The following is a 20696-nucleotide window of genomic DNA, read 5'->3' as shown; positions in this document are numbered from 1 at the left end:
ACCGGGCACCGCGCCGGTGCTCGTCGACATGCCCGACGTAGACTGGCGCGCGATGAACGACACGGCAGATGCGACGGAGCCCCGCGCGCAGTTCGAAGAGCAGGCGCTGCCCTTCATGGACCAGCTCTATGCGGCGGCCATGCGCATGACGCGCAACCCGGCCGACGCGGCCGACCTCGTGCAGGAGACCTTTGTGAAGGCCTTCGGATCGTGGGCGAGCTTCACGCAGGGCACCAACCTCAAGGCGTGGCTGTACCGCATCCTGACGAACACGTACATCAACACGTACCGCAAGAAGCAGCGCGAGCCCTATCAGAGCGCCATCGACGACCTCGAGGACTGGCAGCTCGGCGGCGCCGAATCGACGACCGCGAGCAGCGCCCGTTCGGCCGAGGCCGAAGCGATCGACCACATGCCGGCATCCGTCGTGAAGGACGCGCTGCAGTCGATCCCCGAGGATTTCCGGATGGCGGTGTACCTCGCCGACGTCGAGGGCTTCGCCTACCAGGAGATCGCCGACATCATGAAGACTCCGATCGGCACGGTCATGAGCCGTCTGCACCGCGGCCGGCGGCTGCTGCGCGACCTGCTGTCGGACTACGCCAAGGAGCGCGGCATCCAGGCCGCGACGGGAGAGAAGAAATGAGCGACTGCGGCTGCGACAAGGCACGACGCGATCTCGAGGAGTACCTGCGCAACGAGGTCTGCAAGACCGAGGCGAAGGACATCCGCGAACACCTCGAGAACTGCCCCGGATGCCAGGACGAGGCGCTGGTGGCGCGCACCCTGACCGACGTGGTGGCGCGCGCGTGCAAAGAGACGGCGCCCGACGAGCTGCGCGACCAGGTGCTGGCGCGCCTGCGGGCGATCCAGGCGACCCACTGAGCCCACGGGTCGCCGCGGCTCGCACGGTGTCGGAGCCGGTCCCTAGGCTGGGGACATGGCATCCATCGACACCCTGACGCTGCCCCTCGATCCGACCTCGACCGCCGAGCTCGCCGCCGGCGGCCTCGACTACGAACGGGTCGACGCCGACGGCGAGGGGTTCCGCCCGTTCCAGCGCGCGGTCGCGCGCGGCTTCCTCGGCGGCGAATCGACGGATGCCGAGGCGGAGAACGCCCGCTCGACGTTGCGCACCCGGCGACTCACCGGGGTCTTCGACCGGGCCGGCAGAGAGCCCGAGGTCCCCGTCGGGACGATCGACTCGTGGTCGAGCGCGCTCACCGTCTCTCCGGGACGATCGCTGGATCTGTGGTCGATCAGCGCCGTCACGGTGGCCCCGACCCACCGTCGGCGCGGCATCGCCACGGCGATGCTCGGCGGAGAGCTGCGCACGGCCGCCGCGGCCGGTTTCGCCATCGCGGGCCTGACCGTCACCGAGGCGACCATCTACGGGCGCTGGGGCTTCTCCCCGGCCGCGTGGGCCTCCGACGTGGTCGTCGACACGCGGCGTGCGCGGTGGACGGGCCCGGTCGCGCCGGGGCGCCTCGACTTCGTGGCGAAAGAGGGGCTCGTCGACCTGCTCGCCGCCGTGCACGAGCGCGTCCGCGTGCGTCGCCCCGGCTCGGTGCCCGGGTGGGAGGGGCGGTGGCGCGGGGTCGCCGGTGTCGCTCCCGGCGACAAGGATGCCGAGAAGGTGCGCGCGGTCGTCTACCGCGATCCCGAGGGCGTCGAACGCGGCATCCTGGTCTACACCCTCGACGAGAAAGACGACTACGCGGCCCACGATCTGTCCGTCCGCGCGCTCTTCGCCGACGGCGACGAGGCGTACGCCGCGCTGTGGCGATTCGCCCTCGAGCACGACCTGGTCGCGCACGTGCGGGCGTGGCTGCAGGCACCGGTGCCGCCCGTGCAGTGGATGGTGGCCGACCGACGCGCGGTCACCGCGACGCTCACGGATCATCACTGGCTGCGCATCCTCGACGTGCCGCGCGCGCTGTCCTCGCGCCGGTACGGCGCCCCGCTCGAGCGCACGATCCGGGTGAGCGATCCGCTCGGCTTCGCCGACGGCACCTGGCGGGTGCGCATCGACGATGACGGCGACGCGCACGTCGACGCGGTGGAGGCGGGGGTCGAGGCCGAGGTGCGACTGACCGTGAACGCCCTCTCCTCGTTGCTGCTCGGCGGGGTGCGGGCGACCGAGCTCGCGGCGGCGGGACTGGTCGCGGGCGATGCGGCGGCGCTCGCCGAAATCGACCGATCCTTTGCGCCTGCTATGACTCCGCTGCTCGACATCTGGTATTGACCACGCGGCCGCGGCATTCCTCATAGGCTTTCCGCGATGTCCGAATCCACGCCCCCCGCGCCCGAGGCGCCCGCCCCGTCCCGGCTGCGCGCGGTGGCCGTGTTCTTGCGCGCGTTCCTCGCGCGAAACCCCGTGGCCGTGGCCACCGCGGTCGTCGTGCTCACCGCCGCGGCCCTCACGGGAGCCCTGTGGAACGACGACGGAGCGCTCGTGTGGGGAGCCGGGCCGCTGGCCACCTTCGCGAACGGGCGGTGGTGGACACTGCTCACCGCGCTCGTCGTGCCCGACTCCGCGGTGGACGCCGTCCTGTCGGTCCTGCTCGCCCTCACCGTCCTGGCCGCCGCGGAGCGGCTCCTCGGCTCGCGCCGCACGGCGGTCCTGCTCGGGGCCGTGGGGCTCGGCGGCCTGCTGGTGGGCATCGGCCTCCACGCCGCGGCGTGGACGCTGACCGACCTGCGTCCTGTGGTGGCGGCCGAGGTCCCGGTGCTCGACCCGACGACCCCCATCGCGGGCGTCGTGATGGCGGGGACCGCCTTCGCCACGACCCTCTGGCGTCGCCGGCTGCGCCTCGTGGGCTTCGCTCTGCTCGGACTCTTCGCCCTCTACGCCGGCGATGCCGACTCCTGGTATCGCCTCGCCGCCGCCGTTCTCGGGCTCGTGGTCGGGGTCGTCCTCGCGCGCGGCCGCGACCACCGCTCCTGGCACCGCAGCTCGACGCGCGAGACGCGGACGCTGCTCGCCCTGCTCGTCGCCGTCGTCGGCAGCGGCCCCCTCGTCGCCCTCCTCAGCGGTGGCGGACGCGGCCCCCTGTCGCTCGTGGTCGACGCCTACACGCAGTACGACGACGAGCTCCTCGCACAGTGCGGCCGCATCTCCGCCTCCGTCTGCGACGAGCAGGTCGCCCTGCTCATGACGCGGGGTGCGGGTCCCGCCCTCCTCGCCGTCGTGCCGCTGGTCCTCCTGCTGGTGGCGGCCTGGGGTCTGCGGCAGGGGCGGCGTTCGGCGTGGATCGTCGCGGTGGTCGTGCTCGTGGCATCCGCGGTCCTGCCCATCGTGTCGCTGCTGGACGGGCGCCTGCGCATCGACCCCTGGGTCGACGGCAGCGGCGCCGAGTACGTGCTGTGGGCGCTCGCGTCGATCGTCATCCCCCTCATGCTCGCCGCCGCGCTCATCGTCGCCCGGGCGCGGTTCTCGGTCCGCGCCACCCGTCGTGCCGCGCGCGTCGCCGCCGCCGTCATCTCGCTCGCCTTCCTCGCCTGCGCCACCACGCTCTTCGTCGTCGAGGCGGTGGGCAAGCGTGCCTTCGACCGGGACGTCTCTGTCCTCGACCTGCTCGGATTGACGCTGCGCCGATTCCTGCCGCCCGCCTTCACCCACCCCGGCGGCTCGACCGCCTTCCCCCACAGTGGCCCCGCGCTGTTCGCCTACCAGTGGGTCGGCGTGCTGTTCTGGGCGATCGTGCTCACTGCCCTGCTCTGGCTGTACCGTCGCATCCAGCGTCCCGATCCCGACGGCGACGGGCTCTACCGCACGCTGCTGCGCCGCCGCAGCGACACCCTCGGGTTCCTCGGCACGTGGGAGGGTAACCTGCACTGGTACTCCGCCGACCGCGAGTGCGCCGTGGCCTACCGCCTCGTCGGGGACGTGGCCCTCGCCGTCGCCGATCCGCTGGCCCCCGAGGGCCGCCGCCCCGACGCGCTGCGCGGCTTCACCGACTTCTGCGTCGAGCAGGGGTGGATCCCGGCGTTCTACAGCGTGCACTCCGACACCCTCGACGATCTCGTCGCCCTGGGCTGGCGGCATGTGCCGGTGGGCGTCGAGACCGTCATGGACCTGCCCGGGCTCACCTTCGCGGGAAAGACCTGGCAGAAGGTGCGCCAGCCGCTCACCCGCGCCGAACGCGAGGGGTACACCGCGGTGTGGTCGCGCTGGCACGAACTGACCGTCGCGCAGGCGTCGCAGGTGCTCGCGATCGACGAGGAGTGGGTCGCCGACCGTGCGCTGCCCGAGATGGGGTTCACGCTCGGTTCCCTCGACGAACTGCGCGATCGCGACGTGCGGTTGCTGCTGGCGGTAGGCCCCGACGACCGCATCGAAGCGGTGACGAGCTGGATGCCGAGCTGGACCGACGGTGAGATCACCGGGTGGACCCTCGATTTCATGCGGCGTCGCACCGAGGGTCCCAACGGCATGATGGAGTTCCTCATCGCCAAGGCGGCCCTCGAACTGCAGGCCGAGGGCGCGACCGTCCTCAGCCTGTCGGGCGCACCCCTGGCCGACGATCCCGGCGAGAGCCCCGACGGCGACCCCGCCCCGCTGCGCGCCCTGCTGCGGTGGCTGGCGGAGGTGCTCGAGCCCGCGTACGGCTTCGCCTCGCTCTTCCGGTTCAAGGGCAAGTTCCGCCCGCGCTACCGCCCGCTCGCGCTCGCCTACCGCGATCCGCTCCAACTGCCCGGGATCGGTGCCGCCGTGGGTCGAGCGTACCTCCCCGACGCCTCCCGGCGTGACATGGTGACCCTGGCCCGCACCGCCTGGGAGGGCCGACGGTGAACAAGTTCCTGCTGTCTCTCGAGCTCATCGACAGCCCCCTGCTGACGGTGTGCGCGATCATCGCCGTCCTCGGGCTCGTCGCGGTGGTCCTCTGGCGTCCCCGCCGCCTCGTCACCACGCTGGTCATCGGCGTCGCCGCGGGCATCGCGATGTTCGTCGTCGCCAAGATCCTCGAGGCGATGGACGCCTTCCAGGGGCCGCTGCCCTCGGGAGCCATCTGGTGGGGCTCCGGCGCCGTGGCCGCCGCAGCCGTGGGTGTCGTCGGCCTCTTCCGGCGCCCCTGGCCGCGGCGGGTGATCGGAGCGGTGACGGTCGTCGCCGCGCTGCTGGCCGGAAGCCTCGGCGTCAACACCTCCTACGGGGTGACCCACAACCTCGCCGCGATCCTCGGCGTCCAAGCCCTCGACCCGGCGTCGCTGCCGCAGGCCACGGCCTCGACCGGTGACCCGGCCACGCTATACCAGACCTGGCAGCCGCCCGCCGACATGCCCGCGAAGGGCTCCGTGAGCGCCCTCACCGGCAGCTCGAAGATCCCGACCGGTCAGTACGCCGCCCGCGACGCCTCGCTCTACCTCCCGCCGGCCGCTCAGGTCGCGAACCCGCCGGCGCTTCCCCTGCTGGTGTTCATGATGGGTCAGCCCGGCTCACCCGACCCGACGGCGCTGGCCAAGGCGCTCGACGCGTTCGCGACGCAGAACAAGGGACTCGCTCCCATCGCGATCGTCGTGGATCAGCTCACCGCTCCCGAGCGCGACCCGGCGTGCGTGGACTCAGCGAAGTTCGGCGCCGTCTCGACCTACATCAACCAGCTCGTGCCGCAGTGGGCGTCCGCCAACCTCAACATCGTCCAGGACCACCGATACTGGACGATCGGCGGGTTCTCCAACGGCGGTTCCTGCGCCGCGTTGTACGGGTCGAAGTACCCGGGTACGTGGGGGCAGATGCTCGACATCATGGGCAATGAGTTCCCCGGCTCCGAGCACGTGTCGCAGACGGTGTCCGACGTGTACAACGGCGACGCCAACGCCTTCCAGGCCAACAAGCCGTCGGTCGTCATGGCCGCGGCACCGGCGGGGACCTTCAGCGGTCACACCGCCATCTTCACGTGGGGCAGTCTCGACACCACGTACGGACCGGGACAGCAGGCCAACGCCGACGCGGCGAAGGCCGCCGGCTTCACCGTCCTCACCCACGTCGTCGAGGGGGCCGGTCACACCGGTGAGGCCCTCGACGGCAGCCTCGCCTTCGCGATCCCGGCTCTGGCACCGGCCCTGGGGCTGGCGGCTCCGTCCTCCTGACGCCTCGGGCTCTCCCACCACGGCTGGCCGCTCTGGGCCGTGCGAGATTGCGCCGGGCGGCGCCGCGCTGCGTGACCAGGGATCGCGACGCGCGGGCCGGCATCCCGTGCCGACGCGAGGTCGCGGCGGACGCGCCGTCAACCACGCTGCGTGGGGTGAGGTGACCGCGGGCGGGTCGGCATCCACCCGTCCTAGACGAAAGGGCCCGATCGACAGACGTCGACCGGGCCCTTTCGGCGTTCGGATCAGCGCGCGAGCGCTTCCTTCATGATCGCGGCGTGCTCGTTGGCGTGCACCTTGGGCGAGCCGGTCGCGGTCGAGGCCGCGGCGGCGCGCGAGATGCGGCGGATCGAGCGGCCGCCGAGTCGGTCGGCGACCTCGAGGGCGATGAACGGCCACGCGCCCTGGTTCTCGGGCTCGTCCTGCACCCACACGAGTTCCGCGTTCGGGTACTGCTCGAGCACCGCGCGCAGCTCGTCGATCGGCGCCGGGTAGTACTGCTCCAGGCGCACGAGGGCGATCTCAGGGTTGGGGTTCTTCTCGAGCTCCGCGCGCAGATCCCAGTGGATCTTGCCGGCGTGCAGCAGCACGCGCTTCACGGCGCCCTTGTCGATGCCGCGGTCGTCGTCGAGCACCGGCTCGAAACGACCCTCGAGGAAGTCCTCGACCGGGCTCGTCGCACCGCGCAGGCGCAGCATCGCCTTGGGCGTGAACACCACGAGCGGACGACGCGGACGCTGGTACGCCTGGCGGCGCAGAAGGTGGAAGTACGACGCCGGGGTCGACGGGCGCGCGACGATCATGTTGTCTTGCGCGCACATCTGCAGGTAGCGCTCGATGCGCGCCGACGAGTGGTCGGGGCCCTGGCCCTCGTAGCCGTGGGGGAGCAGGAGCACGACGCTGGACTGCTGCGCCCACTTCTGGTCGGCCGACGAGATGAACTCGTCGATGACCGACTGGGCGCCGTTGGCGAAGTCGCCGAACTGGGCCTCCCACAGCACGAGCGCGTCGGAGCGCTCCACCGAGTAGCCGTACTCGAACGCCATGGCCGCGTACTCGCTCAACAGGGAGTCGTAGACCCAGAAACGGCCCTGGTTCTCGCTGAGGTTCGCCAGCGGCAGCCATTCCTGACCGTTGTCGCGGTCGTGCAGGACCGCGTGGCGCTGCACGAAGGTGCCGCGACGCGAGTCCTGTCCGGCGAGGCGCACCGGGGTGCCCTCCATCAGCACCGAGCCGAAGGCGAGGAGCTCGCCGAAGGCCCAGTCGATGTTGCCGTTGCGGCTCATGTCGTGGCGCTTGTCGAGCAGCTGCTGGAGCTTGGTGTGCACGGTGAAGCCGTCGGGCTTGTTCACGAAGGCGTCGCCGATGTGCTGCACGACCTCGCGCGAGACGCCGGTCGTCTCGGGCGCGCCGACCGCGGGCTCGTCGGCGGCGTCGGTCGTGACCACGGGGTTGGTTCCCGTCTCGGCCTCGTGCGTGTCGGCGAAAGCCACCTCGAGGCGGCTCTGGAAGTCGCGCTTCGCCTGCTCGTACTCGTCTTCGGTGATGTCGCCGCGACCGACGAGGGACTCGGTGTACAGACGGCGAACGGACCGCTTCGCCTCGATGAGGTTGGTCATCAGGGGCTGCGTCATCGACGGGTCGTCGCCCTCGTTGTGACCGCGGCGGCGGTAGCAGACGAGGTCGATCACGATGTCGCGGTGGAACTCCTCGCGGTACAGGAACGCGAGCTCCGCGGCGCGGACGACGGCCTCGGGGTCGTCGCCGTTCACGTGCAGAATCGGAGCCTGGATGGTCTTGGCGACGTCGGTGGCGTAGACCGAGGTGCGCGCGTCGGTCGGCGTGGTGGTGAAGCCGACCTGGTTGTTCACCACGACGTGGATCGTGCCGCCGGTGCGGTAGCCGCGCAGCTGCGACATCTGCAGCGTCTCGACCACGACGCCCTGACCCGCGAACGCGGCGTCGCCGTGCACGAGGATGGGCAGCCACGAGAACGTGCCGATGGGCTTGCGGTCCTGCTTGGCGCGCACGATGCCCTCGAGGACGCCGTCGACGGTCTCGAGGTGGGAGGGGTTCGCGGCCAGGTAGACGGGGAGCTCGTCGCCGGCGTCGCCGACGAAGGTGCCCTCGGTGCCGAGGTGGTACTTCACGTCGCCCGAACCGCGCTTGCTGCCGATCGCGACCGCACCCTCGAACTCACGGAACACGTGACCGTAGGTCTTGCCGGCGATGTTGGTCAGCACGTTGAGACGGCCGCGGTGGGCCATGCCGATGGCGGCCCCGTCGAGGCCGGCCGAGGCCGCGCCCTGGAGGATCTGGTCGAGCAGCGGGATGAGCGACTCGCCGCCCTCGAGGCTGAAGCGCTTCTGCCCGACGTACTTGGTCTGCAGGAAGGTCTCGAACGCCTCCGCCTGGTTCAGCTTCGAGAGGATGCGCAGCTGCTCGTCGTGACCGGGCTTGGTGTACTTGACCTCGATGTTGCGCTGGAACCACTGGCGCTGCGCCGGGTCTTGGATGTGCATGTACTCGACGCCCATGGTGCGGCAGTACGAGTCGCGCAGCACTCCGAGGATGTCGCGGAGCTTCGCGACGCGCTTGCCGCCGAGGCCGTTGGTGACGAACTCGCGGTCGAGGTCCCAGAAGGTGAGGCCGTGCGACTCGATCTCGAGGTCGGGGTGCGTGCGCTGGACGTACTCGAGCGGGTCGATGTCGGCCATGAGGTGGCCGCGGACGCGGAAGGAGTTGATGAGCTCCTGCACGCGGGCGCTCTTGTCGATGCGCTCGGAGATGTCGACGCTGATGTCGGGCGCCCAGTGGATGGGCGCGTAGGGGATGCGCAGCGCCGCGAAGATGTCGTCGTAGAAGCCGCGCTGCCCGATCAGCAGCTCGTGCACCTTCTTCAGGAACTCGCCCGAGCCGGCACCCTGGATGACGCGGTGGTCGTAGGTGCTGGTGAGGGTAATCGTCTTGCCGATCGCGAACTCGTTGAGCGTCTTCTCGCTCGCGCCCTGGAACTCGGCCGGGTAGTCGAGCGCGCCGGCGCCGATGATCGCGCCCTGGCCGCGCATCAGGCGCGGGACCGAGTGCACGGTGCCGATGCCGCCGGGGTTGGTGAGCGAGATGGTGGTGCCCTGGAAGTCGCCCGGGGTCAGCTTGTTGTTGCGGGCGCGGCGCACGAGGTCTTCGTACGAGGCGAGGAACTCGCCGAACGTGAGCGTGTCGGCGCGCTTGATGCTGGGCACGAGAAGGGCGCGCGAGCCGTCGGGCTTGGGCATGTCGATGGCGATGCCCAGGTTGACGTGCGCGGGGGCCACGACCGAGGGCTTCCCGTCGACCTCGGCGTAGTAGACGTTCTGGCTCGGGAACTCCTTGAGCGCCTGGATGAGCGCCCACCCGATGAGGTGCGTGAAGCTGACCTTGCCGCCGCGCGTGCGGGACATGTGGTTGTTGATGACGATGCGGTTGTCGATCATCAGCTTCGCGGGGATGGTGCGCACGCTCGTCGCGGTGGGGACCGTGAGCGAGTCGTCCATGTTGGATGCCAGGGCCTTCGGCATCCCCTTCAGGACCGTGACGCGGTCTTCCTCGGTGCTCTCGGACCCGGCCGAGGGGGCGGCGGCCGGAGCCTGCGCCGGGATCGGCTGCGGGGCGGCGGGCTTGGCCGTCGTACGCGCCACGGGCGCCTGACCGACGATCGGGATGGGTGCCGTCACCGGCTTGGGCTCGGTGGGAGCTGTCGCGGACGGCGGGGCGGCGGCGGTTCCGTCGACGACCGGGTGGTACGCCTCCAGAATCGGCCACCAGGCCTTGTCCACGGAGTGCTTGTCGACCTTGAACTGTTCGTAGAGCTCGTCTACGAGCCACTCGTTCGCGCCGAACTCGCCCTCGCTCGAAGTACCGACGCCCGTCACCTGGCTCGACACAGTCGATCGCCTGCTTTCCTCGATGAAGATTCCTGTGGATACGCGCCTCGTCGCCGTGAAGACGCCGACGTCGCGCGCGAAAACCCAGCCTAGCCGAGGTTCCTGCGTGCCTCCCGGGGTCTTTACATTCCGCTGATGTGGTGAGGTGGATGCCATGGAGTTCTACGGCGCATCCCCCGAGGTCGACCTCACCTATTCCGACGTCTTCCTCGTCCCCCGTCGGTCCGACGTCCGCAGCCGTCTCGACGTGGATCTGGCCCCCGGCGACGGCACCGGCGCGACCGTCCCGCTGGTGTCGGCGAACATGAACTCGGTGACCGGGACGCGGCTCGCGGCGACCCTGGCCCGTCGCGGCGGCCTGGGCGTGTTGCCGCAGGACCTTCCGCTCCAGGAGCTCGACGCCGCGATCCGGTGGGTCAAGGCGCAGCCGGTCCCGTGGGACAGCCCCCTGGTGCTGCCTCCGCACGCCACCGCGGCCGAGGCGGCGAAGCTGCTGCCCCCGACCGAGGGCCACGGCATCCTGGTGGCCGATCCGCACGCCGAGAGCCTCGCGATCGACGACGTCGTGGGGATCGTGCCGGCGACCCGTCTGGCCACCGCTCTGCCCGACGCGCAGTTGGGCGACCTCGTCCGCGCGCGGCCCGTCTCGATCGACGCCGACGACGTCGCCGACGCACGTCACGCCTTCGACCTGCTCGTGGCGGCCGAGGCGGAGGTCGTCGCCGTGCTGCAGCACGGCCGCGTGGTCGGCGTGCTCTCGCAGCGCAGCGCCCTGCGCTCCACCCTGTACCGTCCCGCCGTCGACGCCTCGGGTCGCCTCGTGGTCGCCGCCGCCGTCGGCGTGAACGGCGACGTGGCGTCCAAGGCGAAGGCCCTCGCGGCCGCGGGTGTCGACGTCCTCGTCGTCGACACCGCCCACGGACACCAGGAGCAGATGCTCCGCGCGCTGCGCGAGGTCGCGGCGCTGGATCTCGGCATCCCGATCGCCGCGGGCAACATCGTCACCGCCGAGGGTGTGCGCGACCTCACCGAGGCCGGTGCCTCGATCCTGAAGGTCGGCGTCGGACCCGGGGCGATGTGCACGACGCGCATGATGACGGCCGTGGGCCGCCCGCAGTTCTCGGCCGTGCTCGAGACCGCCGAGGCGGCCCGTGCCGTCGGAGCGCACGTCTGGGCCGACGGGGGAGTGCGCTACCCGCGCGACGTGGCGCTCGCCCTGGCGGCGGGAGCGGCCTCGGTGATGATCGGCTCGTGGTTCGCGGGAACCATCGAGGCCCCCGGCGAGCTGCTCGCCGACGCGGACGGGCGCATCTACAAGGAGTCCTGGGGCATGGCCTCGACCAAGGCGGTCCAGGGCCGCTTCGGCCGGCTCGACCCGTACGAGCGCGCCCGCAAGGAGCTGTTCGCCGAGGGGATCTCGTCGTCGAAGATCTATCTCGACCCGCAGCGCCCCGGTCTGGAGGACCTGCTCGACATGATCACCTCGGGCGTGCGCTCGTCGTTCACGTACGCGGGAGCGGCCAGCGTCGCCGAGTTCCACGAGCGCGCGCGGGTGGGCCTGCAGTCGGCCGCCGGGTACGAGGAGGGCAAGGCGCTGCCGGTCAGCTGGTGACGGCTCGCTCGAGGTCGGCGGCGGCCTCGAGCGTGATCCAGGCGCCCAGCTGCACCGACAGGTCGAGATCGTCGCCCTCCGGGCGCGCCGGGCGACGCGCGTCGGCGGCGAAGAGGGTGCCGTGGCGCCCCTGCCACAGAGCCTCGGCGTTGCGGTCGACGAGTCGCCGGGCGGCGTCCGCGGCGGCGTCGACGACCGGGCCCCGGGCCGCGGCCAGATCCCGCGCCGCGACGGCCAGGTAGCGCGCCAGGATGCCGGCGAACAGACCGCCGTCGCCGCCGCCCGCCCCCGGGAACAGCCCGTCGGGCGCGCACCAGCTCTCCACCGCGTGCACCAGGGCGCTCGCCCGCTCGACGTGGGTCCACGCGGGATCGGTCGGGTCGGCGAGCGCCGGGGCGCCCACGACCAGCGCGGATCCGATCGCCGCGCCCTGGTTGTACGTCCACAGCTCCGATCGCACGACCCCGTGCTCGACGCCGTCGCGGACGAGACCGGTCTCCGGGTCGTCGAGGGTGGATGCCACCCACGCGTCGAGCCGAGCCGCGTCGGCCGGGTGCCCGGTCAGGCCCAGTACCATCGATCCGGGGTTGTTCGCGGGGGCGTTGTACAGCTCGCTGCCCACCGCCCACGGGAGGGCCCCGAGATCGGGGTCGATCGCGCGGCGGAGGCGCTCCGAGATCCGGCGGAGTGCGCGTGGATGCCGATCGGCTCGCGCCAGCGCCAATCCCATCCACGCGATGTCGTCGTAGAACGGTGTCGTCCAGCGCCCGATCGTGCGCACGGTCACGCCTCGACCGATCCGGCGGATCAGGCGGCGACGCCGGACGTCGGGGCGGTGCGTCTCGGCGTCGGCGAGCACGTGCAGCAGGTGGGCGTGCCACCAGTAGTGCCAGGTGCGCGCCCCGGTCTTCTCCGAGGCGGCCGCGTGCGCCCACGCGACGGGGCCGTACCGGTGGAGGAAGCGCTCGGTCACCGCGGCCTCCGCGGCGGCGGCGCGTCGCTGCGCGGGGGAGTCGGCATCCATGTCACCCATCCTCCCCACCTCGAGCGCGACGGGGGATCGGGATGCCGGGGGCCCGGGGCTGCTTTAGAATCGACGGCACGATGGACGACCCTCCCAGTTGTAGACCCAGGCCCCAACGACCCTCTTCCGCCGGACGACCGAGCGGGGGTGATGCCTGATGGATTACGTCATGCTGGGCGTGGGGCTCCTGCTCACGGTGGGGACCGGACTGTTCGTCGCGAGCGAGTTCGCCCTCGTCAATCTCGACCGCGCCGACCTCGAATCCCGTCGCGCCGCCGGGGAGACCCGGTTGTCGCTGACGATCGACGCGCTGCGCATCACCTCGACGCACCTGTCGAGCGCGCAGCTGGGCATCACGCTCACGACGCTGCTCACCGGCTACACGATGGAACCGGCGATCTCGAACCTCCTGCGTCCGCTGTTCGCCTCGTGGGGACTGCCCGAGGCCGTCATCGTCTCGGTGGCCGCGATCATCGGCGTCGGCTTCGCCACCGTGCTGTCGATGATCCTGGGCGAGCTCGTCCCCAAGAACTTCGCGCTGGCCATCCCGCGTCAGACGGCGAAACTCGTCATCCCCTTCCAGGTGGCCTTCACCGCGGTGTTCAAGCCCGCCATCGTCGTGCTCAACGGCAGTGCCAACGGCGTGCTGCGCGCCCTCGGCGTCGAGCCGAAGGAGGAGCTGTCGGGCGCCCGCTCGGCCGAGGAGCTGTCGAGCCTGGTCAAGCGCTCCGCGAGCGCCGGGATGCTCGAGAAGGACACCGCGAGCCTGCTGGATCGCAGCCTCACCTTCGCCCGCCTCAGCGCCGCCGACGTCATGACGCCCCGCCCGAGCGTGCACGCGCTCGCGGCGGGCGACCCCGCCGACGACGTCGTGCAGCTCGCGCGTCGCACCGGCCACAGCCGCTTCCCCGTCTACGGCGAATCGATGGACGACATCGTCGGCGTCGTGCACCTCAAGGCCGCGATCGGGGTCCCGCGCGACCGCCGCGCCGACGTGCCCGTGGCCGCGCTCGCGACCGAGCCGCTGCGCGTGCCCGAGACCGTGCACCTCGACGCGCTCGTCTCGGAGCTGCGCTCCCGCGGCTACCAGATGGCGATCGTCGTCGACGAGTACGGCGGGACGGCCGGGGTCGTGACCCTGGAGGACCTGGTCGAGGAGATCGTCGGAGAGGTGCTCGACGAGCACGACCGCTCGCGTGCCGGCGTCGTGAGGTCGGCGGCATCCCTCACCTTCCCCGGTGATCTTCGTCCCGACGAGGCCCTCGACCGCGCGGGCGTCCGCGTGCCGGAGGGCGAGGTGTACGACACCGTCGGCGGTTTCATCATGGCCGCTCTCGAGCGCATCCCCGCCGTGGGCGACACCGTCGCCATCGACGACGGCGTGCTCGCCGTGCAGCGCATGGACGGCCGTCGCGTCGACCGCGTGCAGTTCACGCCCCGCCCCGAGGAGCAGGACATCGACGATCTCGTCCGCGCGGCGAAGGGCGGTGATCAGCGATGAACGACTGGGCCGGAATCGCCTGGCTGGTGGTGCTGCTGGCCGCCAACGCCTTCTTCGTCGGTGCCGAGTTCGCCGTCATCTCGGCACGGCGTTCGCAGATCGAGCCGCACGCCGACCGCGGGTCGCGGGCGGCCAAGACCGCGCTGTACGCGATGGAGCACGCCACGCTCATGCTCGCGACCTGTCAGCTGGGCATCACGATCTGCTCGCTGCTGATCCTGAACGTCTCCGAGCCCGCGATCCACCACCTGCTCGAAGGACCGCTGGGGCTCACCGGCATCCCCGAGGCGGCGGTCGACGTCGTCGGCTTCGTCGTGGCGCTGCTGGTCGTGTCGTACCTGCACGTCGTGTTCGGCGAGATGGTGCCGAAGAACCTCGCCTTCTCGCTGCCGGACCGCGCCGTCCTCATGCTCGCCCCGCCGCTCGTGGCCGTCTCGAAGGCGTTCCACCCGATCATCGTGGCGCTGAACTGGACCGCCAACCACGTGCTGCGCTTGTTCCGCGTCGAGCCGAAGGACGAGGCCGCCTCGACCTACACGCTCGACGAGGTCGCCACGATCGTGACGCAGTCGCGCCGCGAGGGCGTGCTCGACGACGCCTCGGGAACGGTGACCGCGGTGGTCGAGTTCACCGAGAAGAAGGCGGCCGACATCGCCGTGCCGATGGGCCGGCTCGTCACGCTTCCCGAGACGATCACGCCCGCCGAGATCGAACGCGCGGTCGCCCAGCACGGGTACTCGCGGTACGTCATCGTCGACCCGGCGGGCAACCCCACCGGCTACGTGCACCTGAAAGACGTGCTGCGCGCGGCCGAGGGGGCGGATGCCGACATGCTGCGCCCCATCCCGGCGAAGCGGGTGCATCACATGGTCTCGGTCCTCGAGACCACCGACCTCGAGGACGCCCTCGCCCTCATGCGCCGTTCCGGCCGCCACCTCGCTCAGGTGCGCGACGACAGCGGCGACGTGCAGGCGGTGCTCTTCCTCGAGGACGTCATCGAGGAGCTCGTCGGCGAGGTGCAGGACGCCACCGAGCGTCGCCGCTTCGTCTGATCGCAGAACACCGGATGCCACGGGCCCGGCGCCTCGTGGCATCCGGTGTCTTCGTCATGCGTGCGTGGGGGCGCCCAGGTCACGTGACGTGGGTGGGAGCCCCCGCCGTGGCGCGTGGTGTCGGCGAGGTCACGTGACGTGGGCGAAAGCCCCCGCCGTGGCGCGGGGTGTCGGCGAGGTCACGTGACGTGGGCGTCAGCGTGCGATGCTACGTCGCGCGGAAACGCCTGCGTCAGTACGCGCGCAGGTACTGCGCGGGGGCGGGCGAGTCCGCGCCGAGCGCGGCGGCCGCGCGCAGCGCGTAGTGCGGGTCGCGCAACCACTCACGTCCCGACATGATCGCGTCGGCGCGCCCGTCGGCGAGGATCTGCTCGCCGAACGAGGGGTCGTCGATCATGCCGACGGCGCTGACGAGCAGTCCCGTCTCGCGGCGCACGGCGGCGGCGTACTCCACCTGGTAGCCGGGGCCCGGGACGATGTGCTGCTGCGGCACGAGTCCGCCGCTGGAGACGTCGATGAGGTCGGCGCCGGCGTCGGCGACCAGGCGCGCGGCGGCGACCGTGTCGGCGACGTCCCAGCCGCCCTCGGCCGCATCGGTCGCCGAGAACCGCACGAACACCGCGGCGTCGGGCGCGGCGGCGCGCACGGCCTCGGTCACCCGCACGGTCAGCCGCACGCGGTTCTCGAACGAGCCGCCGTACTCGTCGTCGCGGTGGTTGGTCAGCGGCGAGAGGAACTGGTGGAGGAGGTAGCCGTGGGCGGCGTGGACCTCGAGCACCTCGAAACCGGCGGCCACCGCGCGGCGTGCGGCATCCGCGAAGTCGGAGACGACCTTCTCGATGCCCGCGGCGTCGAGGGCGACCGGCTCGGCGAATGCGTCGTAGGCGACGGCCGAGGGAGCGACGGGGGTCCATCCTCCGTCGGCGGGTGCGACGGTGCCGCGACCACCGGTGAGCGGCGAGGTGGTCGAGGCCTTGCGGCCGGCGTGGCCGAGCTGCACGCCCGCGACCGATCCCCGTGCGCGGATCGCCGCGACGATCGGGGCCCACGCGTCCGCCTGGGCGTCGTTCCAGATGCCCGCGTCATCGGGTGAGATCCGGCCCTCGGGCGAGACGGCGCTCGCCTCGGCGATCACGAGCCCCGCCCCTCCCGCGGCGAACTGCGCGAGGTGGACGTGGTGCCAGTCGTTCGGGATGCCGTCGACCGCGCTGTACTGGCACATCGGCGACACCCATAGACGGTTGCGCAGCTCGATACCGCGGATGGTCAGGGGTGTGAAGAGGGCACTCATGAGGGACCTTCGCGTTCTAGGGTGGCGCCATGACGGCGAGGGAGTTCAGCGGGCACGATGTCGCGCGCGCACTGCGCAAGCCAACGGCGGACGACGACAAGTATTCCCGTGGGGTGGTCGGGCTCCGCACCGGCTCGGCCCGGTATCCGGGTGCCGCGGTGCTCGGCGTCGAGGCCGCGTGGCGCACCGGGACGGGTATGGTCCGCTACCTCGGTCCCACCCGCGCCCAAGACTTCGTCCTGCAGCGTCGTCCCGAGACCGTGACGGCCGATGGGCGCGTGCAGGCGTGGGTGATGGGATCGGGGACGGATGCCGCCCAGCGCGACGCGGCCGAGACCGCGGCGCTGCGCGGGATCCTGCGCGGGGAGGTCCCGGTCGTCGTCGACGCGGGCGCCCTCGATCTCGTCCCGGGTGCGACCGCCCCGGTGATCGCGACCCCGCACGCGCGGGAGCTCGACCGTCTGCGTGCCTCGCTCGGGCTCGGCGAGGCGGAGGCGGGCGACGAGGACGCGCGCGAGCGGGCGGCGCGCGAGACCGCCGAGGCGTTCGGGGGCGTCGTGCTGTCCAAGGGGGCGGTCACGATCGTCGCCGCCGCGAGCGGGTGGACCCGGCGGGTGTCCGCGGGGACGCCGTGGCTGGCGACCGCCGGCACCGGTGACGTGCTCGGGGGAGTGCTCGGGGCGATCACGGCGGGAGCGGTCGCGGCCGGTCGGACCGGCATCGACGATCTGGCGGCCTGCGCCGCCGCCGCGGCCTGGGTGCACGGGCGGGCCGGGGTCGCGGCATCGCTCTCCCGCGGAGCGGACGGCGGACCGATCGCCGCTCTCGACGTGGCCGAAGCGCTGCCGCCCGTGATCGCGGAGCTGCTCGCGGACTCGATCGCGTAACGAATAGCGCCGGCGCCCGCGCGACCGCGGGGGAGGTCGCGGTCGGCGTCCGAGGCGTCCGGGGCGGCCCGCTTAGGATTGTGCGGTGTTGAGGCGTGTCGTTCCCCTGTTGATCGCGTTCGTCGCCGTGCACGTCGTGGTGGCGATCCTGGGCTACGAGCAGCCCAACGAGCCCATGGGCGACGTGTACCTCGTGTACGAACCCTGGTCGCGCTGCGCCCTCTTCGGAGGGGTCGACCTGACCTCCTGCACCCGAAGTGCCAGCTGGGAATGGCCGGGGATCACCGAGAAGTGGATCTACCCGCAGCTGGCCTTCCTGCCGATGACCTTCGCCTGGGTCTTCGCGTGGGCGGTCGGATACACGCCCGCCTGGGCGATCACCGTGGCGCTGTTCAACCTCGTCGCCTTCGTCGTGCTGGTGGGCAAGGGCCGTTCGACCGGTCGCGTTCTCGCCGCATGGTTCTGGCTCGCCGCCATCCTCCTGATCGGACCCGTGGGGCTCTACCGCATCGACGGCATCACCGTCCCGTTCGCGATCCTCGGCAGCATCTGGATGCTGCGCCGCCCGTTCGTGGCATCCCTCCTCCTCTCGATCTCGGTGTGGATGAAGGTCTGGCCCGCGGCGATCCTCGCCGCCGGTCTCGTCGTCGTGCGCCGTCGTCTCGCGCTCGTGTGGGGCGCGGTGGCCGTGTCGCTGTTCACGATCATCCCCGTCGTCTCGCTGGGCGGCGCCCCGTACGTCTTCGGCTTCGTGGGGGATCAGACCTCGCGCGGCATCCAGATGGAGGCGCCCGTCGGTGGTCTCTACATGTTCCTCGCCGCCTTCTACGTGCCCGGCAGCGAGGTGTACTACGACGGCGACGTGCTGACGTTCCAGGTCACCGGCCCGGGCGCCGAGCCGCTGATCGCTGCGATGACGCCGATCATGCTGCTGGTCATGGTGGGGGTGGCCGTCGTCGGCATTCTGAAGATGCGTCGCGGCGCGACCTTCCTCTCGCTCTTCCCCGTGCTGTCGCTGGCGCTGGTGACCGCGTTCATCGCCCTGAACAAGGTCGGTTCGCCGCAGTACTACGTCTGGCTGTTCGCCCCGGTCGTGCTCGGGCTCATGATCGACCGGCGTCGCTGGTACGCCTTCGCGGGCATGACGCTCGTGATCGCCGCGCTCACGCAGTGGATGTATCCGCTGCTGTACGACGGGCTGATGGCCACGCACCCGAACCCCTTCCCGGTCGTCGTGCTGGAGGTGCGGAACCTCCTCGCGCTCGTGCTGCTCGGGTGGGCGATCGTGCGCGTGATGCGGGTGCCGACGGGGCGGGTCCGCCCGCCGGCGGGACTGCGCGAGATCGTCACGGGACGCCGGCCGATTCCCGCGCGGATGCCGTCGCGCCGCTGATGCGGCCACCCGTTCCGCGTCGCGAGGCGGGGTCGTAGTCTTCAACCATGCTCATCGCCTTCTCGGTCGCCCCCTCCGGGGTCGGCACCGCCGCCACGGAGAACCCCGACGGATCCGTCCACGACGCGGTCGCCGCGGCCGTGGCCGTGGTGCGCGCCTCGGGTCTGCCCCACCGCACGACCTCGATGTTCACGGAGGTCGAGGGCGAGTGGGACGAGGTGTTCGCCGTCGTCAAGGCCGCGACGGACGCCGTGATGCCCTACGGCTCGCGGGTCTCGCTCGTGCTCAAGGCCGACATCCGTCCCGGGCGCACGGGAGAGATCGAGGGCAAGGTCCAGCGGCTCGAAGACGCGCTCGAGCGCCGCGACGACTGACCCCGCTCCCGTGGGCGCACGGCGCGCCCGTGACCTCGAAACGATTCGACGGCAGCCCGCTCCGGCGGCTAGCATCGCCTGGTGACCTCTTCGACGATCTCGAGAGGTGCGGCGATGCGGGCGCTCCTTTCCCTCGCCATCGGCAGCTTCGGCATCGGCATGACCGAGTTCGTGGTGATGGGCCTGCTGCCCAACATCGCCCGCGAACTCGTCCCCGGGGCGTGGGCGGCCTCTCCCGACGACGCGATCGCCCAGGCCGGCTGGCTCATCTCGCTCTACGCGTTGGGCGTCGTCGTCGGCGCCCCGACGATCGCCGGGTCCGTCGCCCGCTTCCCGCGCCACCGCGTCATGATCGCGCTCGCCGCGGCGTTGGCGTTCTTTTCCGTGCTGACCGTGATCGCCCCCACGTTCGAGCTCGTCGCGGCATCCCGGTTCCTCGCCGGCCTCCCGCACGGCGCCTACTTCGGCATCGGCGCCCTCGTGGCGGCCGACGCGCTCGGCCCCGGCAACCGCGCCAAAGGCGTCGCCTTCGTTCTCACCGGCCTCACCATCGCCAACGTCGTGGGTGTGCCGCTGGGCACGCTGCTGGGGCAGCAGGTGGGCTGGCGTGCCGCGTTCGCCGTCGTCGCGGCGATCTTCCTGCTCGCGACGATCTGTATCGCCCTCTTCGTCCCGAAGCACCCGGGCAGCCCCGGCCGCCGTCTGCGCGACGAGCTGCGCGTCTTCCGCATCGGCCAGGTGTGGTTCGCCCTCGGTATCGGTGCGATCGGATTCGGCGGGTTCTTCGCGATGTACAGCTACATCGCCCCCATGATCACCGACGTCGCCGGGCAGCCCGAGTGGGGCGTCTCGATCGTGCTGGTGCTCGTGGGAATCGGCATGACGATCGGCAACATCGTCGGCGGTGCCCTCGCCGACAAAGACCTGCGATTCTGGCTCTTCACCGGCCTCATCGCCCTCGGCGTGGCATCCGTGGGTCTCGCGCTCACGGCGGGCTGGATCGTCAGTCTCGTGCTGTTCGCCTTCCTGGTGGCGTTCTGCGGGTCGGCGCTGAGCCCGGCGATCCAGACGCGCCTCATGGACGTCGCCGAGGACAACCAGTCGATCGCCGCCGCCCTCAACCACTCGGCGCTGAACATCGGCAACAGCCTCGGTGCGTTCCTCGGCGGTCTCGCGATCGCGGCGGGACTCGGGCTCGTCGCCCCGGCCTGGGTCGGGGCGCTGCTCGCTCTCGGCGGTCTGCTGGTGGCGGTGCTGTCGTACCGCGTCGAGGACCGCTCGGGCCGGCACCCCGAGCACCGGATGCCGGCGGCCGAGGCCGCGCAGACCGCGATCACCGGCTCCATCCCGACGCAGGGCTGAGACAGCGCCGACGCGATCACGCGCTCGCGTCGCGCCCCTTCGGCCGGAGTCGAGTGTCCAGGCCACGCCGCGTCGCGCGGGGTGTGCGGCGTTTCGTGGACACTCGACGGTCGCCCCCGGCCCGTGACACCACGTGCCGGGAGCGGTGGGGCACCGGACCGGTGGATGCCGGTGTGTCCGGCAT

At 71.6% G+C, this 20696-nt stretch carries 15 protein-coding genes; 12 read left to right on the top strand and 3 right to left on the bottom strand.

The window, feature by feature from the left end; translation table 11 throughout:
• The first annotated feature begins 28 nt into the window (after positions 1 to 28).
• The 5 genes from Q9R20_RS01855 to Q9R20_RS01835 are packed head-to-tail and all read left to right on the top strand — an operon-like array spanning position 29 to position 6093.
• Positions 29 to 646, top strand: a complete 618-nt coding sequence (locus tag Q9R20_RS01855) for a sigma-70 family RNA polymerase sigma factor (RefSeq protein ID WP_396653663.1) — start codon at positions 29 to 31, stop codon at positions 644 to 646.
• The gene (locus Q9R20_RS01850) at positions 643 to 885 is read left to right on the top strand and encodes a zf-HC2 domain-containing protein (RefSeq protein ID WP_295840444.1); all 243 of its coding nucleotides are present in this window, start codon (positions 643 to 645) and stop codon (positions 883 to 885) included. The genes Q9R20_RS01855 and Q9R20_RS01850 overlap by 4 nt, the downstream gene beginning before the upstream one ends.
• A gap of 55 nt (positions 886 to 940) precedes the next feature.
• Positions 941 to 2245 carry a GNAT family N-acetyltransferase gene (locus tag Q9R20_RS01845; protein WP_311247740.1) on the top strand — a complete coding sequence of 435 codons (1305 nt, stop codon included), beginning with the start codon at positions 941 to 943 and terminating at the stop codon, positions 2243 to 2245.
• A 36-nt stretch (positions 2246 to 2281) separates the two neighbouring features.
• Positions 2282 to 4795 carry a DUF2156 domain-containing protein gene (locus Q9R20_RS01840; RefSeq protein ID WP_311247739.1) on the top strand — a complete coding sequence of 838 codons (2514 nt, stop codon included), beginning with the start codon at positions 2282 to 2284 and terminating at the stop codon, positions 4793 to 4795.
• Entirely contained in the window at positions 4792 to 6093 is a 1302-nt protein-coding gene (locus tag Q9R20_RS01835) for an esterase (protein ID WP_311247738.1), read from the top strand. Before Q9R20_RS01840 ends, Q9R20_RS01835 begins: the two co-directional genes overlap by 4 nt.
• A 245-nt stretch (positions 6094 to 6338) precedes the next feature.
• On the opposite strand, the gene Q9R20_RS01830 is transcribed toward Q9R20_RS01835, so the two are convergent.
• A complete protein-coding gene (locus tag Q9R20_RS01830; protein ID WP_311247737.1) occupies positions 6339 to 10016 on the bottom strand; it encodes a multifunctional oxoglutarate decarboxylase/oxoglutarate dehydrogenase thiamine pyrophosphate-binding subunit/dihydrolipoyllysine-residue succinyltransferase subunit in 3678 nt (1225 codons plus the stop codon).
• A 154-nt stretch (positions 10017 to 10170) separates the two neighbouring features.
• Between Q9R20_RS01830 and Q9R20_RS01825 the strand changes: the two genes are divergently transcribed.
• Positions 10171 to 11628 (top strand): GuaB1 family IMP dehydrogenase-related protein, encoded by a 1458-nt coding sequence (locus tag Q9R20_RS01825; RefSeq protein WP_311247736.1) that lies wholly within the window; start codon positions 10171 to 10173, stop codon positions 11626 to 11628.
• Here the strand turns inward: Q9R20_RS01825 and Q9R20_RS01820 are convergent.
• On the bottom strand, positions 11618 to 12652 hold the full coding sequence (locus Q9R20_RS01820; protein WP_311247735.1) for a hypothetical protein: 1035 nt from the start codon (positions 12650 to 12652) through the stop codon (positions 11618 to 11620). The genes Q9R20_RS01825 and Q9R20_RS01820 overlap by 11 nt on opposite strands.
• A 157-nt stretch (positions 12653 to 12809) precedes the next feature.
• On the opposite strand from Q9R20_RS01820, the gene Q9R20_RS01815 reads away from it, so the two are divergent.
• Both Q9R20_RS01815 and Q9R20_RS01810 read left to right on the top strand, forming a co-directional pair.
• A complete protein-coding gene (locus Q9R20_RS01815) occupies positions 12810 to 14153 on the top strand; it encodes a hemolysin family protein (protein WP_311247734.1) in 1344 nt (447 codons plus the stop codon).
• Positions 14150 to 15205: a hemolysin family protein gene (locus tag Q9R20_RS01810; protein ID WP_311247733.1), complete on the top strand. Its 1056-nt coding sequence runs from the start codon at positions 14150 to 14152 to the stop codon at positions 15203 to 15205. Before Q9R20_RS01815 ends, Q9R20_RS01810 begins: the two co-directional genes overlap by 4 nt.
• Positions 15206 to 15437: 232 nt before the next feature.
• Here the strand turns inward: Q9R20_RS01810 and Q9R20_RS01805 are convergent, their stop codons facing one another.
• A complete protein-coding gene (locus Q9R20_RS01805; RefSeq protein ID WP_311247732.1) occupies positions 15438 to 16496 on the bottom strand; it encodes an NADH:flavin oxidoreductase/NADH oxidase in 1059 nt (352 codons plus the stop codon).
• Positions 16497 to 16525: 29 nt separating this feature from the next.
• Here Q9R20_RS01805 and Q9R20_RS01800 point away from each other — a divergent pair, with 29 nt between their 5' ends.
• From Q9R20_RS01800 to Q9R20_RS01785, 4 genes are all read left to right on the top strand, one after another.
• On the top strand, positions 16526 to 17383 hold the full coding sequence (locus Q9R20_RS01800; protein ID WP_311247731.1) for an ADP/ATP-dependent (S)-NAD(P)H-hydrate dehydratase: 858 nt from the start codon (positions 16526 to 16528) through the stop codon (positions 17381 to 17383).
• A gap of 85 nt (positions 17384 to 17468) precedes the next feature.
• Positions 17469 to 18776 (top strand): glycosyltransferase family 87 protein, encoded by a 1308-nt coding sequence (locus tag Q9R20_RS01795; protein ID WP_311247730.1) that lies wholly within the window; start codon positions 17469 to 17471, stop codon positions 18774 to 18776.
• A gap of 47 nt (positions 18777 to 18823) precedes the next feature.
• Positions 18824 to 19150 carry a thiamine-binding protein gene (locus Q9R20_RS01790; RefSeq protein ID WP_311247729.1) on the top strand — a complete coding sequence of 109 codons (327 nt, stop codon included), beginning with the start codon at positions 18824 to 18826 and terminating at the stop codon, positions 19148 to 19150.
• 114 nt (positions 19151 to 19264) lie between these two features.
• Positions 19265 to 20512 (top strand): MFS transporter, encoded by a 1248-nt coding sequence (locus Q9R20_RS01785; protein ID WP_311248387.1) that lies wholly within the window; start codon positions 19265 to 19267, stop codon positions 20510 to 20512.
• Positions 20513 to 20696 lie beyond the last annotated feature (184 nt).

Source organism: Microbacterium sp. PRF11 (genome assembly GCF_031844085.1).
GTDB lineage: Bacteria > Actinomycetota > Actinomycetes > Actinomycetales > Microbacteriaceae > Microbacterium.
This window is presented reverse-complemented; position numbering and strand designations above follow the sequence as displayed.

Coding starts and splice junctions, on each gene's coding strand:
- Q9R20_RS01855 (WP_396653663.1), top strand. CDS start 29: ATGCCCGACGTAGACTGGCGCGCGATGAACGACACGGCAGATGCGACG.
- Q9R20_RS01850 (WP_295840444.1), top strand. CDS start 643: ATGAGCGACTGCGGCTGCGACAAGGCACGACGCGATCTCGAGGAGTAC.
- Q9R20_RS01845 (WP_311247740.1), top strand. CDS start 941: ATGGCATCCATCGACACCCTGACGCTGCCCCTCGATCCGACCTCGACC.
- Q9R20_RS01840 (WP_311247739.1), top strand. CDS start 2,282: ATGTCCGAATCCACGCCCCCCGCGCCCGAGGCGCCCGCCCCGTCCCGG.
- Q9R20_RS01825 (WP_311247736.1), top strand. CDS start 10,171: ATGGAGTTCTACGGCGCATCCCCCGAGGTCGACCTCACCTATTCCGAC.
- Q9R20_RS01820 (WP_311247735.1), bottom strand. CDS start 12,652: ATGGATGCCGACTCCCCCGCGCAGCGACGCGCCGCCGCCGCGGAGGCC.
- Q9R20_RS01815 (WP_311247734.1), top strand. CDS start 12,810: ATGGATTACGTCATGCTGGGCGTGGGGCTCCTGCTCACGGTGGGGACC.
- Q9R20_RS01810 (WP_311247733.1), top strand. CDS start 14,150: ATGAACGACTGGGCCGGAATCGCCTGGCTGGTGGTGCTGCTGGCCGCC.
- Q9R20_RS01805 (WP_311247732.1), bottom strand. CDS start 16,496: ATGAGTGCCCTCTTCACACCCCTGACCATCCGCGGTATCGAGCTGCGC.
- Q9R20_RS01800 (WP_311247731.1), top strand. CDS start 16,526: ATGACGGCGAGGGAGTTCAGCGGGCACGATGTCGCGCGCGCACTGCGC.
- Q9R20_RS01790 (WP_311247729.1), top strand. CDS start 18,824: ATGCTCATCGCCTTCTCGGTCGCCCCCTCCGGGGTCGGCACCGCCGCC.
- Q9R20_RS01785 (WP_311248387.1), top strand. CDS start 19,265: ATGCGGGCGCTCCTTTCCCTCGCCATCGGCAGCTTCGGCATCGGCATG.